We start from the raw sequence: 16342 nt of genomic DNA, 5'->3' as shown, positions 1-16342 counted from the left end.
CCGGGGCGAGTGGCGTGCGAGACTCACGATAGGGCGTCACACCGACCACCCGGACACACACCTGCGTTATCTCGCTGCGCGGGGGGCTGATTGGCATTTACGAAGCAGGGTTCGGTACAGTCGGGACGCACACGACATCGTGGCGATCCCATCGATGTCGTTTGCCTGCCGGTGTAGTTCAATGGTAGAACCTCAGCCTTCCAAGCTGATGGTGCGGGTTCGATTCCCGTCACCGGCTCCACACGAAATTCAGCCTCGGCGGCGGCCGGCACCCGCCGCGAGGGACAACGGGGTGTAGCGCAGCTTGGTAGCGCATCCGCTTTGGGAGCGGAGGGTCGCAGGTTCAAATCCTGTCACCCCGACAAATATTCGAGCCGATCGACGCGGGGCAGATGCGTTGGTCGGCTCGCGGCGTTCCGGCCGTTCGATCGGCTGCGGGCCGATCAGGTCGTTGTAGTCCGGTGTCCGCGTCACGCGGGTCGTACCCCTTGTGATCGTCACCACAGTTCTGCGCTGTCACGGTCTCCGCTCGGCCGGTGTCTTCGAGATGTCGGTTCGAAGTCGGAGCGGAGGTGAGTGTGATGGCACGCGTGGTGGTGGTCGGCGAGGGGAACGCGGTGCAGCGGCGAAGGGGGCTGCTGCACCGCGCCGTTCGGCTGCCGATGGCCGACAGTCCTTGCGGCGCGGCGATATGTTGGGATGTGTTGATCATGGACGGATCGTCGGCGTCGGGGATGCCGTCACACCACCTGGACATGTGGGGGAGTACGTGAGAATGAGCTGCCAGGCCGCCCGCCCGGTTGTGCCCGAGCCGATCCCGGCCGCGATCCGATGAAAGACGAACCTCCCGAAACGGATACGTTCGACCAGTTCCGTCCGCTGCTGTTCACCATCGCCTACGAGATCCTCGGCAGCGCCGCCGACGCCGAAGACGTGGTGCAGGACAGTTTCCTGCGCTGGCTCGACGCCGACCAGGACGCGGTCGAACATCCCCGCGCCTACCTCGTGCAGATCGTTACTCGCCAGGCGCTCAACCAGTTACGGACCGTGCGGCGCCGCCGTGAGGAGTACGTCGGCAACTGGCTGCCCGAACCGATCCGCACCGAGCCCGACGCCAGTCACGATGTGCTGCTGGCCGAATCGGTGTCGATGGCCATGCTGCTCGTGCTGGAAACCCTCGGCCCGACCGAGCGGGCGGTGTTCGTGCTGTCGGAGGTGTTCGGCCACAGCCTCGTCGAGATCGCCGGGATGATCGGCAAGACCGACGCCACCGTGCGCCAGATCGCGCACCGGGCCCGCGAACACGTGCGGGCCCGCCGCAAACGCTTCCAGCCCGACGCCGAGACCAATCAGGCGATCATCGGCCGCTTCCTGCTCGCGGCGCGCACCGGCGAGGTGCAGACGCTGATGGACATGCTCGCGCCCGATGTCGTGCAGATCTCCGACGGCGGCGGCCGCGTCGTCGTCGCCGGGCGCCCGATCATCGGGGCCGAGCCGGTCGCCAAGTTCCTCATCGGGCTGGCCCGCAACGGCATGGCGGACATGGCCGTCGAGTTCGGCAGCTTCAACGCACTGCCCGCGCTGCTGTTGCGGTCGGGCGCCGATGGGCAACTCGACACCGTCCTGATGATCGAGATCGACGGTGACCGCATCGCCGGCCTGTACGCCGTCCGCAATCCCGAGAAGCTGCGCTCGGCCGACGTGGTGCGCCCGCTCGATCGGCCGCGCGAGGGCTGATGGTCCGGCGGTGACGGAGGCCACAGCCGCCGTTGTCACGGTCGCGGATCGGGCGGTGTCTCAGAGAAGGACCGGATCAATCCGACGTGAAGGAGCCTCGTCATGAAGGCCATCATCGTGTGCACCTCGGTGTCCCATGGCAATACGAGACGGATCGCCGACCTCATGGGTCAAGTCCTGGCGGCCCGCGTCGTCACGCCCGACCAGATCGATGCGGCCGAACTCGACGGCTACGACCTCGTGGGCTTCGGCTCGGGAATCTTCCTGGGCTCGTTCCACGCTCAGCTTCGCGAGTTCGTGGAAGGCCTGCCGGAGCAACCGCGGCGCGCGGCATTCATCTTCGCCACCAGTGGTTTTCCCGAAGCGCGGTTTCAGCGTTTCTCGCGCCCGCTGGCAAAGCTGCTGGAGCAGAAGGGTTTCGAGGTGACCGGCAGCTTCTCCTGCCGTGCCTTCGACACCTACGCCCCGTTCAAAATCGTCGGCGGCATCCGCAAAGACCGGCCCAACGGGGCCGATCTCGCGGCTGCCCGCGCCTTCGCCGAACGCCTGCGCGCGCGGGTCGCGGCCTGAATCGACTCAGGCGGTGAGCGATTCGTAGGCCGCCATCAGGATGCTGAGGGACCGGTCGTAACCCGAGTCCCACAGCACCTGATTCATCGTGTACGACACCGTCATTCGATGGTCGAGGTCCACGAGCACCAGCGAGCCGCCCCACCCGCCCCACGAGCAGCTGCGCCCCTCCAGCCGGTATCCCATGCCCCAGCGGATCGGGCTCCCCAGCACCCGATCGATGCCCCGGAACTGCTCCTCGAGCACCCGTTCGCAACCCGCCCGCGATAACAACCGGACACCATTCACGGTGCCGCCACACGCGAGCACGGACTGCACCAGGCCGACGGAGCGAGCGTTGCCGTGGCCGTTGATCGCCGGTATCTCGGCCCGCCGCCACGCCGGCGTATTGGCATCGGACACCCCGACCGTGAATCCGGCCGGCTTGTCGCCCTGCGGCGCCGCGATCAATTCCGCTACGCGCCAGTCGTGTTCGGCGGCAAGCCCGATGTGAAAGTCCGCGCCCAGCGGCCTCGCCACTTCCTCGGCGAAGAACTGGCCCACGCTGCGCCCGGTCGCCCGCGCGATGACTTCGCCGACCAGATAACCGAACGTGATCGAGTGATATCCGGCGGACGTACCGGGTTCCCAGCGTGGCGCCTGGGCGGCCAGCCGAGCCATGGTTTCCGGCCAGGTGTACAGCTCCTGGACCGTGATCGGGCCGTCCCAATCCGGCAGCCCCGCCGTGTGTCCGAGGAGGTGCCTGACCAGCACCCTCTGTTTCCCGGCCGCCGCGAACTCCGGCCAATACTCGGCGACGGGTGCGTCCAGATCCAGCTGACCTCGGTCGGCCGCGATCAGCGCACACAGTGCCACCATCGTCTTGCTCGTCGACCAGACATTGACGATGGTGTCCCGCTCCCAGGCCACCGTGCGCCGCGCGTCGGCATACCCACCCCAGATATCCACCACCGCCGCGCCGTCGACGTACACCGCGGCCGAAGCCCCGACGTCCTCGCCGTCCAGCGACTCCGCCAATGCCTCGGCCACCGCACCGAACCGGCTCTCGCACCGGCCCTGGATCTCCGCCATCGCCGTAACCTAGCCCCGCCCGAATCCTCGGAGCCACTGATTTTCCGGCGCCGCACGGCCGCAGGAGGATTCGGACTCTGTGTCACATTTCGCGCCCGGCGTCGGTCCTATGGGTAGCCGACGCTAGGAGGAACCGATGTCATCGGATCAGGAAACGAACAACACCATGATCTTCGGGCGGTTTCACGATGCCGTGAACAGCGGTGAGCTCGAGCAGATCGCGCGGATGATCCGTGAGGTCGTCGCGCCAGAGGCGGTATTGCACACGCCGGTGCCGTTCACGGGAACCGGGGCCGAGGCGCTCGAGCAGGTGTGGACGACGCTGCTGCGGGCCTTTCCGGATGTGCAGGTGAAGGTCGAGGACTTGATCGCGAAGGGGGACCGGGTCGTTTGCCGATCGGTGGTCACCGGAACGCACAAGGGGGAGTTCCAGGGGCTCGCGCCGACCGGCAAGCCGGTGCGATACGACGAGGTGTTCTTCCTCCGGTTCGCCGGTGACCGCATCACGGAGATCTGGGGCCTCGTCGATACCTTCGCCCTCCGGCAACAGCTGGGTCTGGTGTGAAGCGGCCTATTCGGCATCGATCTGGGATTCGGACAGGTAGCTGTCGACGGCCTTTCCGTGCTCGTCCTCCAGCGTCACTTTGTACCAGGGGTTGTCCCGGATGGACGGGTTGAGGCTGAGGTCGTTGTCGTCGTGAGCTGGGGAGTATTCACGGTCGACGGCGACGACCACGCCGTGATGACCCATTGAAACGTGGCGGATTCGATCGCCTACCGAGAACTTGGCTTCCGTCATGGTTCACGCACCTTTCCGATACAGATCACTGTATCTGGCTTGCGTGCAACAACATTGATGAACGGGGAGGGGGCCGACCGGACTGTGGATCGCCGCTGTGCCGGTCGGCCGGCTATCGAGGCCGGCAACCATTCATTTCTGTCTACCCCCAATCGGTGGACGGCAAACTGGTCGGTTTGGATACGGGTCTCCGTGTGCGGCATCTCCGAAGCGGCGACGTTATACAGTACAATCGTACTAAGTACGCTCGTACTGTATACGGGAAGGGTTTCATATGTGGGATCCGAAGAAGTATCTCGACTTCGCCGACCACCGGGCACGCCCGTTCTTCGAGCTGGTCGCCCGGATCGATGCCGAAAAACCGCGCCGCGTAGTCGATTTGGGCTGCGGTCCGGGCAACCTCACCGGCGTGCTCGCCGAACGATGGCCGGACGCGCAGCTGGACGCGCTCGACTCCTCGCCGGAGATGGTGCAGGAGGCGCGGGAGCGGGGGATCGCCGCCCGCGTGTTCGACGTCAACGACTGGGAACCGGACGCCGAGACCGACGTGGTGGTGAGTAACGCTGTCCTGCAATGGGTTCCGGACCATCTGACGCTGCTCGCGGAGTGGTTGACCGCGCTGCCGGCCGGCGCCTGGTTCGCCATGCAGGTGCCGGGTAACTTCGACGCCCCGTCGCACCGGGAGATCCGCGCGCTCGCGACCGAGGCGCGCTGGCAGGGCAAGCTCGGCGAGATCGCGTTGCGCACCGCCGACGCGGTCGCCGCGCCGGCCGACTACGCGACGGTCCTGGCGGTCGGCGACGCCGAGGTCGACGTGTGGGAAACCACCTACCTGCAACGTCTTTCGGGCCCGGACCCGGTATTGGAGTGGGTGAACGGCACCGCCCTTCGCCCGATCCGCGCGGCCCTGGACGGCGAAGACTGGCGCGAATTCCGCACCGAACTCGCGCCCCGGCTCCGCGTGGCCTACCCCGCCCGATCCGACGGCACCACGTGGTTCCCGTTCCGCCGAATCTTCGCGGTCGCGCACAAGCCTTCGGTCTGAGCCGAATTCGCCCGCTACCGGATCGGTTGCAATAAACATACGGTCGACCGTATTGTCTCCATCATGACGGATGTGAGACAAAAGGTCGGCATCAGTTCGGCCACCGTGCCGTGGACGTCGGTGTCGATCGTCATGATCGGCATGTTCATGGCGATCCTCGACTCGTACATCGTGGTGGTGGCCGGCCCGGCGATCCGCGCGGACCTCGGCGCCTCCGCGGGACAACTCCAGTGGATCCTCGCCGGATACCAGCTGAGCTACGCGGTGCTGATGATCACCGGCGGCCGCTTCGCGGACATGTACGGCCGCAAACGGATCTTCATCCTCGGCGCGGTCGTGTTCACCCTCACCTCGATCGTCTGCGCCGCCGCGCAGGGCCCGGGCATGTTGATCGCGGCGCGGGTCGTGCAGGGACTCGGTGCGGCGCTGATGGTTCCGCAGGTCTTCACGATGATCGCCGTGCTGGTGCCCGAGCGCGCCCGGCACCGCGTGTTCGGGGTGCTCGGTGTGGTGATCGGGCTGGGCACCATCGGCGGACAACTCATCGGCGGGCTGCTGATCGGCGCCGACCTGTTCGGCTCGCAGTGGCGCGGCGTGTTCTGGGTGAACGTGCCCATCGGCGTGCTGACGATCCTGCTGGCCCTGCGGTACGTGCCCGAATCGCGCGCGGAAGGCACCCGAAAGCTCGACGTGCCAGGGGTATTCGCATTGAGCGCCGCGCTGGTCCTGCTCACCTTCCCGCTCATTCAGGGCCGCGAGGCGGGCTGGCCGTGGTGGACCTGGGCCTGCTTCGTGGCGAGCGCGGCCGTGTTCCGGCTGTTCGTCGCGATCGAACGAAGGGTCGAGCGCGCCGGCGGTGACCCGCTCGTGCGATTGGCACTGTTCGGGCAGCGCTCGTTCGCCGTGGGCATCGTGCTGGTCCTGTGCGTGTACGCGTTCCTGACGTCTTACTATCTGGCACTGTCGATTTCGATGCAGGAGGGCCTCGGGCTGTCGGCGCTCGGCGCGGGCCTGGTGTACGCGCCCGCCGCGACCACCTTCTTCGTCTTCAGCGTGATCGCCGGGCGACTGATGCCGAGATACGGCCGGCGCGTACTGGAAGTCGGCGCGATCGTGGTGGCGACCGGCTATCTCACCACCGTCCTCGTGTTGCGCTACGGACCCGAACTCACTCCGGCACTGATTATTCCGACGCTGATGCTGCAGAGTCTCGGCGGCGGACTGCTCATCACGCCGCTGCTCGGCACGGTGCTGTCCGGTGTCAGTCCGGACTCCGTCGGCACCGCCTCGGGCGCGCTGTCGACCGCGCAACAGGTCGGCGGCGCACTCGGGGTCGCGGTGATCGGCGCGGTCTTCTTCGCCTCGTTCCACCCCGGCGCGGACGGCGGGGCCGCGGCGGCCGGGCACGCCTTCGCCATGGCGTCGATCGCGACCTGCCTGCTCGCGATCGTGGTGACCGTGCTGATCTTCCGGCTGCCGTCCGGGGTCAGGGCGCGCTGAGGAAGCTGTCGACGACGCGCCATGCCCGCGGGATGGCGCGTTCGTCGTCGAGGCGCAGCGCCGTGTTGGTCACCAGGAGCACGGCGTCGATCTGGAAGACGGCGAGTTCCGCGTCCACCTCGGCGATCTCGCCCGCGGCCACCGCGTGCCGCAGTTCGCCCTCGAGGATGCGCATCCACGCCCGCCGGTCGCGAAACAGCGCGTCCCGTACCGGCCCCGGTCTGCTGTCCTGCTCCGGCATGTTCGCGACCCAGAAGCAGCCGCCGGCGAACAGCGGGTTCTGCACATAGGCCAGCCAGTTCCGCACCAGCGCCCGGAACCGGGCGACGCCGTGCGGCGCGGGCCGGGCCGGCTCGACCACGGTCTCGACGAACATGTCGCGGGCGAAGTCGATGGCGGCCAGCTGCAACGCCTCCTTGGTCTTGAACAGCGTCTGGATGCCCGCCTTGCTCAGCCCGGAGTCGGTCGCGAGCCGGCCGAAGCTCAGCCCCTCCAGCCCATCCAGCGAGGCGATGTCCACCGCGTGCCGCAGCACCGTCTGCCGTGTCTTCGCCCCGCGGAGCAGGCGCTTGTCCGTGATCTCGGCGGGCTCGCGGTGGGCGAGGGCCGCGGAATCGGGGCCACTTTCCATACGGTCGATCGTACTCACGCTGGCGAGAAACGGACACCGGGCCCGCCGGAAGTGTGTTTGGATCGGCCCATGTCTTACGAGGCCGACCCGCGCGTCGACAGCTACATCGACGCCTTGCCCGCCTGGCAGCAGGCCATCTGCCGGGAGGTGCGCGAACTGGTGCACGCCGCCGACCCCGAGGTGGTCGAGACCATCAAGCGCACGGTGCGGCCGTACTTCGTGCTCGACGGCAATATCTGCGCGCTGCTCGCGGCGAAGACGCACGTCAACGTCTTCCTCTACGACGGTGCCATCGTGCCGGATCCCGACGGCATCATCACCGCGGGGCACGACAACAAGACCGCGCGCACCGTCGCGGTCCGCGAGGGCGAAAAGGTCCCTGCCGCACCGCTGCTCGCGATGTTCGAGCAGATCATCGCGAACAACCGGGCGGGTGGCTGGCGCAAACTCAAACGCGACGGCTGACGGTCAGCCGACCGCGACGTCGAGGCGGTCCGGCAGCTCGCCGGTGTCCTCCAGCCCGCGCGCCGCCCGCTGCGCGAGCATGGCGAGCACCGGCAGCCGTGCGTCACCCAGCGACATCGCGTGGTTGCCGAGGTGATTGGTGACGAACGCGACCGACAGGCCGAGCCCGGGCATGGCAATCCCGCCCGATCCGCCGATCCCGAAGTGCCCCAGCGCCTGCCGGGTGAGCTTGGTGCCGACGATGCCGCGGTGATAGCCGAGCGCGAAATGCGGTGCGGCGCCGAGCACATAGTCGAACCGCCCGTTCGGCGGCATCTGCGCGATCAGCCGGGTGGTCTCCGGGCGCAGCAGCCTTCGGCGGCCGATCATGCCGTCATTGGCGATCGCGCCGTACATCTTGGCCAGCGCGCGCGCCGTGAAAACCCCGTTCCAGCCGGGCATCATCGTGTCGTAGGGCTGTTCGCCGAGCGTCATGTCCGCCCAGCCGTCGTACACCGCGCTGCGCGCCGAGTGCACCGCGCGCATCGAGGCGAAGGGCGCGATCATCCGGTCGAACGGCACCCGCGCGATGCCGAGCCGCGGCGACAGCTTGGCCAGCCGATGCCGCTCACGCTCCGGGACGCCGAAATAGAAGTCGTTATCGCCCAGCGGTTTCGCCAGCTCGGTGCGCACCAGATCGGTGAACGAGCGCCCGGTCGCTCGCTGCGCGATCTCCGCGACGATGGTGCCGAAGGTGAGCCCGTGATATCCGGATGCCCGCAGCCGCAGCGGATCCGGCGCGGAGGCGGCGATGGCGGCGGCCATGGCGTCGTGGTCGAGCAGGTCCGCCGGGTCCTCGACCAATCCGCGGGTGCGCTGTAATCCGGCGCGATGGCTCAGCACGTCGCGAACGGTGATGGCTTCCTTGCCGTTCGCCGCGAACTCCGGCCAGTAGGTCACCACCGGCGCGTCGTAGTCGAGCACCCCGCGTTCGGCCAGCCGGTGGATGACCGTGGCGGCGACCCCTTTACCGGTCGAGTAGGACAGGGCCATCGTGTCGGCATGCCAGCGCCGGTCGTTGTCCGCCCAGCCTGCCCAGATGTCCAGCACCGGCGCGCCGTGCAGGTAGACCGCGAGGGCGCCACCGCCTTGCCGTCTGCGCCGGAACATCGAGAAGAACTTCCCGGCCACGATGGTGAAGCGGTCGTCGATGAGCATGTGCCCGTTGCCGGGTGTGCTGTCCGAACTCCCGAACGGCATGGTCAGACTCCTTTGTCCGGTACGTCAGCCGGACCGTTGCGGTAACACTTGCAAGCGGCTTGCTAACACCCCACGGTAACGCGTGTCAGTCGCCGCGTGCAATGGGTCTGAGACAGTTGACCCGGCGTGAGCGCGCCCCGGTCACAGCCGTGGGTCGACGGGCTCCGACTCCAGCGCGAGCACCGCGAACACCGCCTCGTGCACCCGCCACAGGGGCTCACCCGCGGCCAGTCGATCCAGGGCCTCGAGGCCGAGGGCGTACTCGCGCAAGGCCATCGAGCGCTTGCGGCCGAGGCCGCGCGAACGAAGGCGATCGAGGTTGTTCTCGCGCAGGTATTCCGGGCCGTAGATGATCCGGAGGTACTCGGGGCCACGGCATTTCACGCCCGGCTGGACGAGCCTGCCGTCGCCCGAAGCGTCGTCGGACTTCTTCGGCCTGCGCGCCAGCGACTGCCGGGGCTTGACCACCATGCCTTCCCCGCCCGACGCGGTGAGCTCGGTCCACCAGCCGGTGGCGGCCGCGACGCTGTCCGCATCGGTCAGATCGACGAACATCCGGCCCGTCGCGGTGAACAGCCCGCTGTCCGCCGCGACCAGGCGGTCTATCCGTACGAGGTGCCAATCATGCTCGCGTACCGCATAATTCGTTCCCTCACCGGCGAGGATCTGGAACGGCGCGAGCCGGAGCCCGGACATGCCCTCGACCGGCCAGCAGTAACGGCCGTAAGCCTGGGTGAATGCCACCGCGTCGTCCTGGCGTGCCTCGGTGCGGCTCGCCAGACCGGCGACATCCAGCCCGCGCTCCGCCACCGCGGCCAGCACGTCCGCGGTCGCACCGAGCGCCGCCCGTGCGGCAGCGCCGACGGCCGCGTACTGATTGCGCAATAGCCCGATCGCCTTCACCGACCACGGCATCAACTCGGCGTCGAGCAGCAGCCATTCGCTGCGCAGTTCGTCGAACAGCCCCGCGGTCTCGGCGGCTGCTCGCACGCGAGTGAGCAGCGCCTCGGTGTGCGCCGGGTCGTCGAAGAACGGACGCCCGGTGCGCGTGTAGATCACCCCGGCGCCACCGTCGTCGACACCGAATCGATCCCGCGCGGCCTGCGCGGACCTGGCGACCAGGACCACGGCCCGCGACCCCATGTGCTTCTCCTCGCATACCAGCCGGTCGACGCCTTCGGCGCGGTAGTACGCGAACGCCTCCGCCGGATGCTCCAGGTAACCGGCCTGGTCCGAGGTCGCGCACGGCGCCATGGTCGGCGGCAGGTACACCAGCCAGCGCGGGTCGATGGCGAACCGGCTCATCACCTCCAGTGCGGCGCAGGCATTTTCCTCCTGCACGCCGACTCGGCCGTGATACCGGGTTTCCACCACTCGCCGCCCGATCACGTCGTCCAGATCGAGCACGCCGGGATCGCGGTGCACCACGCCCGCGGGTGTGCTGATCGTCACGGCTTCGAGCGGCCGCACCGGCTCATACCAAACCGCCTCGGCCGCAACCGAAACCGGCTCGCGCTCCGGATAGCGCAGCGCCGAGAGCCGGCCGCCGAACACCACACCGGTGTCCAGGCACAGCGTGTTGTTCACCCACTGCAAATCGAGCACCGGCGTGTGCCCGTACAGCACCGTCGCCCGGCCGCGATAGTCGTTCGCCCACGGATAACGCACCGGCAGGCCGTATTCGTCTGTCTCCCCGGTCGTTTCGCCGTACATCGCGAACGACCGCACCCGACCCGACGCGCGTCCATGGAACTCTTCCTTCAGCCCCGCGTGCGCGACGACGAGCTTGCCGCCGTCGAGCACATAGTGGCTCACCAGCCCACGGCAGAAATCGTGCGCCGCCTTCCGGAACACCTCGTCCTCGGCTTCGAGCTGCGCCAGCGACTCGGCGAGGCCGTGCGCCACCCGAACCTGCTTGCCGTCGAGTGCCCGCACGAGCTTGTTCTCGTGATTACCGGTGACGCACAGGCCGGTTCCGGCCGCGACCATGCCCATCACCAGCCGCAGCACGCCCGGGGTGTCGGGTCCGCGGTCGACCAGGTCGCCGACGAACACCGCTGTACGACCCTCCGGATGGCGCGCGCCGATCGCCCGGCCCGCCTCGTCGCGATCGATCGCGTACCCGAGTTCGCCCAGCAGCGTTTCCAATTCGCTCCGGCACCCGTGCACGTCGCCGATCACGTCGAACGGCCCGGTCAGCTCCCGCTTGTCGTTCCACGCCTTCTCGTCGACGATAGTCGCCGCCTCGACCTCGGCAACCCCGCGCAGCACGTACACCTTGCGGAAGCCCTCCCGCTCCAGCCCGCGCAGACTGCGCCGCAACTCGCGCTGCTGCCGGACCACCACGTGCGCGCCGAGCGTCGCCCGGTCCGGCCGCGCCGAATTACGTTCCAGGCACACCGAATCCGGCACATCCAGCACGATCGCCACCGGCAGCACATCGTGCGCGCGGGCCACCGCGATCAGCTCCTGTCGCGACTTGGCCTGCACGTTGGTCGCGTCGACCACCGTGCGCAGGCCGCGCCGCAGCCGGACACCGGCGATGTGGTGCAACAGCGCGAATGCCTCGGCGGTCGCCGACTGGTCGTTCTCGTCGTCGCTGACCACGCCGCGGCAAGCATCGGACGACACCACGGCGGTGGACCGAAAGTGCTTGTGCGCGAACGTCGACTTGCCCGATCCGGTGCTGCCGATCAGCACCACCAGGGACAGCTCGGGCACCGAGAGCTCCGTCATCATGCCGCCCCTTCCGTGGTCGTGGTGATCTTCGTGAAAACAGCCATCTGTGTCGGCGCCCCGAGCTCAGGGTCCGGCACGCCGATCGGCACGAACCGCACGCGATACCCGTGCCGCGCCGCGACGCCGTCGGCCCACGCAGTGAATTCCGCTCTGGTCCATTCGAATCGGTGATCGGCGTGCCGGAACGTGTCGGCCGCCAGCGTCTCGAAACGCACGTTGAACTCCGCGTTCGGCGTGGTGACGACGACCGCTCCCGGTGCCGCCGAGGCGAACACCGCCTGCTCCAGCGCCCCGAGCCGCGGCAGATCCACGTGCTCGATGACCTCCATCAGCACCGCCGCGTCGTACCCGCGCAACCGGGCATCGGTGTAGGTGAGCGCCCCCTGCCGGAGCGTCAGCCGCTGCGCCACCCGTTCGGGCATCCGCTCCAGCCGCAACCTCCGTTCGGCGACATGCAACGCCCGCATCGACACATCCACCCCGACAATCTCGCTGAACGTATTGTCCGCCAGCAACTCCCGCAACAGCGCACCCTCACCACACCCGAGATCGAGCACCCGCCGAGCCCCGACCTCATGCAGTGCAGTACATACAGCGGCACGTCGAGTAACCGCCAAAGACGTTGTGCCGTCAACGGTTTCGACTTCGTCGTTTTCTTCCGTCGCCGTCACGCTGCTGTCGGCTGTGGTCGTGCCGACGCGGTCGGCCACCGTCGCGCTCAGTGCACCGCTCGCCGTCGCGCCATCGGGTGTGCTGGCGCTGTAGGTCGGCCCGGTAGCCCTGGCGCTATCGGTCGCGGGTGTGTCGTCGCGGTCGGCCGGGACGAGATCACCGCTCGGGGTCGTGGTGCCGCCGACTGCCGCGCTTGTGCTGCCGCTATCGCTCACCGGGTCGGCCGGGACGCCGCTCGCATCGTCGGACCGGGTGCTCACCGGCGTGCCGATGCCGATCGTTACGGGGTCGCCCGAAACCGTCCCGTTTGAGTCTGCGTTGCCGATGGACGCCAGTGGGATTGTGCCGGAAGGCGTTTCGATGGAACCGAGGATCTGTCCGGCGTCGATCGACTTGACCCCATCACCTTCGTCCACCTCCACCGCATCAAGCAGCTCCGGCTCCACCTCGTCCAACTCTGCCAGCCGGGCCAACGCCGTGCGCACCAGCGAATGCCGCCGCGCCAGGTACCTGCGCGTGATCCATCCACGCTCCGGGTGCTCGGCGAGCCAACCGCCGCCGGCCCGGATCAGCTTGTCCACCTCGTCGCCGGCCACCCAGTAGTGCTTCGCCCCGTCCAGTACCGGCAGCAGGACATACAGATGCGACAGCGCGTCGCCCAGTCGCACGGTTCCGGACAACTCGACCCGCAGGTAATGCGAATCACCCCACTCCGGAAACGCCGGATCCAACGGCAGGGGAGCGGCCGTCACCGCCCAGCCGAGCGGCGCGAACATCCGCTCGGCCACCTCCGTCCCGCCACGACACGGCACCGCGGGCAACTCGATGCGCAACGGCAGCGCCGTCCGCGCCAGCTCCGGCCGCAGCGTGCAACGCCCGTGCAGCGCCGTGCGGAACACCGCGCCGATCGCCACCGACAGCAATGACGACGCCGCGTACGGCCGGTCGTTGACGTACTGCCCGAGGCTGAAATCCGGTGTCCCACGGGAACGTCCACGCACCAGCCGGATCGGATCGATCTCCAGCACCAGCGCCGCGGTGCACCGGGCCGCCGTCGCTTCCGGGTACACCACGTGCGCCGTGCCGTACGACTGCTCGAACGCCTGCACCCGGTCGGGATTCTTGTGCAGCAAGAACCCCAGATCGGTGGCCGGCCAAGCGGCACCGTCCGGTGGTGTGCAAGTGATCGTCAGAAGCATGCAGCGATCGTCGCGTAGGCCCGCCAACCTGCGCAAGGAAGTTTCATCCAGCCCGCAGCTACCCGGTGCGTTTACTCCGTGCGGTGCGGCCAGGTCCAGTCCGCCACGGCGGGGATGTCCTCGCCGTGCTCCCTGGTCCAGGCGCGCGCCTCCCACCGCGCGTCCACCATCTCCTGTCGCAGTCCCGCGGCCCGCTCGCCCAGGCTCGGTACCCGATCGATGACGTCCATCACCAGGTGAAACCGGTCCAGATCGTTGAGCATCACCATGTCGAACGGCGTGGTGGTGGTGCCGCGCTCCTGGTAACCCCGCACATGCAGCCCGGCATGATTGGCCCGTCGATAGGTGAGCCGGTGCACCAGCCACGGATACCCGTGGAAGGCGAAGATCACCGGCCGATCGTGGGTGAACAACGTGTCGAACTCGCTGTCCGGCAACCCATGTGGGTGATCGTCCTGCGGCTGCAACCGGGTCAGATCGACCACATTGACCACCCGGACCCGCAACTCCGGCAGCCGTTCGCGCAGAATCGCCGCCGCCGCAAGGGTTTCCAGCGTCGGCACATCACCGGCACAGGCCAGCACGACATCCGGCACGGTGCCGAGTTCGTCGTTGTGCCCCGCCCACTCCCAGATTCCGATGCCGCGCGCGCAGTGCTCGGCGGCGTCGTTCACCGAAAGCCAGTCCGCCTGTGGCTGTTTGCCCGCGACCACCACGTTGATGTAGTGCCGCGAACGTAAACAGTGGTCATAGGTGGACAGCAGCGTGTTGGCGTCCGGCGGCAGATAGACCCGCACGATCGACGCCTTCTTGTTCAGTACCACATCGAGGAAACCGGGATCCTGATGCGTGAAACCGTTGTGGTCCTGCCGCCAAACATGCGACGACAGAAGGTAATTGAGGCTGGCGATGGGCCGCCGCCACGGCACCGCCGCACTCGCGTCGAGCCACTTCGCGTGCTGATTGAACATCGCGTCGACGATGTGGATGAACGCCTCGTAGCAGGTGAATACCCCGTGCCTGCCGGTCAGCAGGTAGCCCTCCAGCAGCCCCTGGCACAGGTGCTCGGACAACACCTCGATCACCCGCCCGGCGCGGTCGAGTTTCTCGTCGTACTCACCGATTTCGGCCTGCCAGTCGCGCCCGGTCACGTCGAGTATGTCCTGCAACCGATTGCTGGCCAACTCGTCCGGCGCGAAGGTGATGAAGTTGTCCGGGTTGTTCCTGGTGACCTCGCGTAACCAGCCGCCGAGCACCCTGGTCGCCTCGTGCTGAGACCCGCCCGGCGTGGCCACCTCGACCCCGAAATCGCGCCAGTCCGGCAGGTTCAGATCACGAACAAGCGTGCCGCCGTTGGCAATCGGGTTGGCGCTCATCCGCTGATCGCCGACGGGCACCTGGTCGACGAGTTCCGACACCGGCCTGCCCGACTCGTCGAACAGTTCCTCCGGGCGATAGGACCGCAGCCACTGTTCCAGCACCGCGCGGTGCTTCGCGTCGGAGCGCGCGGCGGGCAGCGGTACCTGATGCGCCCGGAACGTGCCCTCGACCGGATCGCCGTCCACCATCGGCGGGCAGGTCCAGCCCTTCGGCGTGCGCAGCACGATCATCGGCCAGGTGGGACGCGTACCGTCGGCGCCACCGCGCGCGGCTCGCTGGATTTGGGCGATGCGTTCCATACAGGTATCGACCGCGACCGCCATCGCCTGATGCACCGCCGCCGGCTCGCTGCCCGATACGACGATCGGCTCATAACCGTACCCGCGTAGCAGTGAAACCAGCTCGGCCTCTGGAATCCGCGCGAGGATGGTCGGATTGGCGATCTTGTACTCGTTCAGCGCGAGGATCGGCAGCACCGCGCCGTCCCGGGCCGGATTGAGAAATTTGTTCGCGTGCCAGCTGGCAGCCAGCGGCCCGGTCTCCGCCTCGCCGTCACCGATCACACAGAACACCGTCAGATCCGGATGATCCAGCGCCGCACCGAAGGCGTGCATCAGGGAATAGCCGAGTTCGCCGCCCTCGTGGAATGACCCGGGCGTCTCCGGCGCGCAGTGACTCGGCACCCCACCGGGGAAGGAGAACTGCCCGAAGAACGTGCCCATCCCCGCAGCGTCCTGTGGAATATGGCTGTACAGCTCGGAGTACGTGCCCTCCAGCCAGGCGCATGCGTTCGGCCCCGGCCCGCCGTGGCCCGGCCCGGCCACGAACACCGCGTCGAGCCCGCGCTGCCGGATCGCCCGATTGGCGTGCACCCACACCAGATTCAACCCGGGCACGGTGCCGAAATGACCGAGCAACCGCGGCTTGATGTGCTCGGCCCGCAGTGGCTCGCGCAGCAGCGGATTCGCCATCAGGTAGATCTGCCCGACGGCCAGATAATTCGCCGCCCGCCACCAGGCGTCGACCGACACCAGTTCGTCGGGTTCCAGCGGCCCGGCCACCTCGGCCAGCCGATAGGGCTGCGGAGCGACCGTCTCGCCGCTGGAACTGCCGACATTGTCCGCCGCGGTGTCGCCACCAGCGCTCGCCATGTGCGTCATGCGCCGACTCTCCTCACGTTCTCGGGTCGTGTAGGAGCGGTACCCAGCGGAACCGCGTTCACCGGTCCGGAACGGACGCCGATCACCTTCGGCGTCGCCGGATGGCGGATTCACGGCCAGCCTAGTGGGATTTCG

The 16342-nt window shown here is 68.0% G+C and carries 14 protein-coding genes and 2 tRNA genes; 9 read left to right on the top strand and 7 right to left on the bottom strand.

Annotation, left to right across the window (positions count from 1 at the left end; all coding sequences use genetic code 11):
* Window positions 1–167: 167 nt before the first annotated feature.
* The 5 genes from ACFYO1_RS28570 to ACFYO1_RS28550 all read left to right on the top strand — a co-directional run bounded on the left by ACFYO1_RS28570 (window position 168) and on the right by ACFYO1_RS28550 (window position 2307).
* Window positions 168–241 (top strand) — tRNA-Gly (locus ACFYO1_RS28570).
* A gap of 47 nt (window positions 242–288) precedes the next feature.
* A tRNA-Pro gene (locus ACFYO1_RS28565) sits at window positions 289–362 on the top strand.
* Between the two features lie 219 nt (window positions 363–581).
* Window positions 582–773, top strand: coding sequence for a hypothetical protein (locus tag ACFYO1_RS28560; protein ID WP_387237141.1), 192 nt, complete (start codon window positions 582–584; stop codon window positions 771–773).
* 58 nt (window positions 774–831) lie between these two features.
* Window positions 832–1737, top strand: a complete 906-nt coding sequence (locus ACFYO1_RS28555; RefSeq protein ID WP_387237138.1) for an RNA polymerase sigma-70 factor — start codon at window positions 832–834, stop codon at window positions 1735–1737.
* Window positions 1738–1839: 102 nt separating this feature from the next.
* Window positions 1840–2307: a flavodoxin family protein gene (locus ACFYO1_RS28550; RefSeq protein ID WP_387237135.1), complete on the top strand. Its 468-nt coding sequence runs from the start codon at window positions 1840–1842 to the stop codon at window positions 2305–2307.
* Between the two features lie 6 nt (window positions 2308–2313).
* On the opposite strand, the gene ACFYO1_RS28545 is transcribed toward ACFYO1_RS28550, so the two are convergent.
* Window positions 2314–3378 (bottom strand): serine hydrolase domain-containing protein, encoded by a 1065-nt coding sequence (locus ACFYO1_RS28545; RefSeq protein ID WP_387237132.1) that lies wholly within the window; start codon window positions 3376–3378, stop codon window positions 2314–2316.
* 136 nt (window positions 3379–3514) lie between these two features.
* Between ACFYO1_RS28545 and ACFYO1_RS28540 the strand changes: the two genes are divergently transcribed.
* Window positions 3515–3943 (top strand): ester cyclase, encoded by a 429-nt coding sequence (locus ACFYO1_RS28540; protein ID WP_387237129.1) that lies wholly within the window; start codon window positions 3515–3517, stop codon window positions 3941–3943.
* 6 nt (window positions 3944–3949) lie between these two features.
* On the opposite strand, the gene hspQ is transcribed toward ACFYO1_RS28540, so the two are convergent.
* Entirely contained in the window at window positions 3950–4177 is a 228-nt protein-coding gene (gene hspQ / locus ACFYO1_RS28535; RefSeq protein WP_387237126.1) for a heat shock protein HspQ, read from the bottom strand.
* 274 nt (window positions 4178–4451) lie between these two features.
* Between hspQ and ACFYO1_RS28530 the strand changes: the two genes are divergently transcribed.
* Both ACFYO1_RS28530 and ACFYO1_RS28525 read left to right on the top strand, forming a co-directional pair.
* Window positions 4452–5222, top strand: coding sequence for a trans-aconitate 2-methyltransferase (locus ACFYO1_RS28530; RefSeq protein WP_387237123.1), 771 nt, complete (start codon window positions 4452–4454; stop codon window positions 5220–5222).
* A 63-nt stretch (window positions 5223–5285) separates the two neighbouring features.
* The gene (locus ACFYO1_RS28525; RefSeq protein ID WP_387237120.1) at window positions 5286–6722 is read left to right on the top strand and encodes an MFS transporter; all 1437 of its coding nucleotides are present in this window, start codon (window positions 5286–5288) and stop codon (window positions 6720–6722) included.
* Here ACFYO1_RS28525 and ACFYO1_RS28520 read toward each other — a convergent pair.
* A complete protein-coding gene (locus ACFYO1_RS28520) occupies window positions 6709–7353 on the bottom strand; it encodes a TetR/AcrR family transcriptional regulator (RefSeq protein WP_387237117.1) in 645 nt (214 codons plus the stop codon). The two genes, ACFYO1_RS28525 and ACFYO1_RS28520, sit on opposite strands and share 14 nt — an antisense overlap.
* 69 nt (window positions 7354–7422) lie before the next feature.
* Between ACFYO1_RS28520 and ACFYO1_RS28515 the strand changes: the two genes are divergently transcribed.
* Window positions 7423–7818, top strand: a complete 396-nt coding sequence (locus ACFYO1_RS28515; RefSeq protein WP_387237114.1) for a DUF1801 domain-containing protein — start codon at window positions 7423–7425, stop codon at window positions 7816–7818.
* A gap of 3 nt (window positions 7819–7821) precedes the next feature.
* Here ACFYO1_RS28515 and ACFYO1_RS28510 read toward each other — a convergent pair whose 3' ends face one another.
* The 4 genes from ACFYO1_RS28510 to ACFYO1_RS28495 form a co-directional block, all read right to left on the bottom strand.
* Window positions 7822–9057 (bottom strand): serine hydrolase domain-containing protein, encoded by a 1236-nt coding sequence (locus ACFYO1_RS28510; RefSeq protein ID WP_387237111.1) that lies wholly within the window; start codon window positions 9055–9057, stop codon window positions 7822–7824.
* Between the two features lie 141 nt (window positions 9058–9198).
* A complete protein-coding gene (locus ACFYO1_RS28505) occupies window positions 9199–11793 on the bottom strand; it encodes a polynucleotide kinase-phosphatase (RefSeq protein WP_387237108.1) in 2595 nt (864 codons plus the stop codon).
* Window positions 11793–13667 (bottom strand): 3' terminal RNA ribose 2'-O-methyltransferase Hen1, encoded by a 1875-nt coding sequence (locus ACFYO1_RS28500; protein WP_387237105.1) that lies wholly within the window; start codon window positions 13665–13667, stop codon window positions 11793–11795. The genes ACFYO1_RS28505 and ACFYO1_RS28500 overlap by 1 nt, the downstream gene beginning before the upstream one ends.
* Window positions 13668–13738: 71 nt before the next feature.
* On the bottom strand, window positions 13739–16207 hold the full coding sequence (locus ACFYO1_RS28495; RefSeq protein WP_387237102.1) for a phosphoketolase: 2469 nt from the start codon (window positions 16205–16207) through the stop codon (window positions 13739–13741).
* Between the last annotated feature and the right edge of the window lie 135 nt (window positions 16208–16342).

Source organism: Nocardia sp. NPDC006044 (genome assembly GCF_042871115.1).
Classification (GTDB): domain Bacteria; phylum Actinomycetota; class Actinomycetes; order Mycobacteriales; family Mycobacteriaceae; genus Nocardia.
The sequence above is the reverse complement of the archived record's forward strand: the minus strand, read 5'-3'. Positions and strand labels throughout refer to the sequence as shown.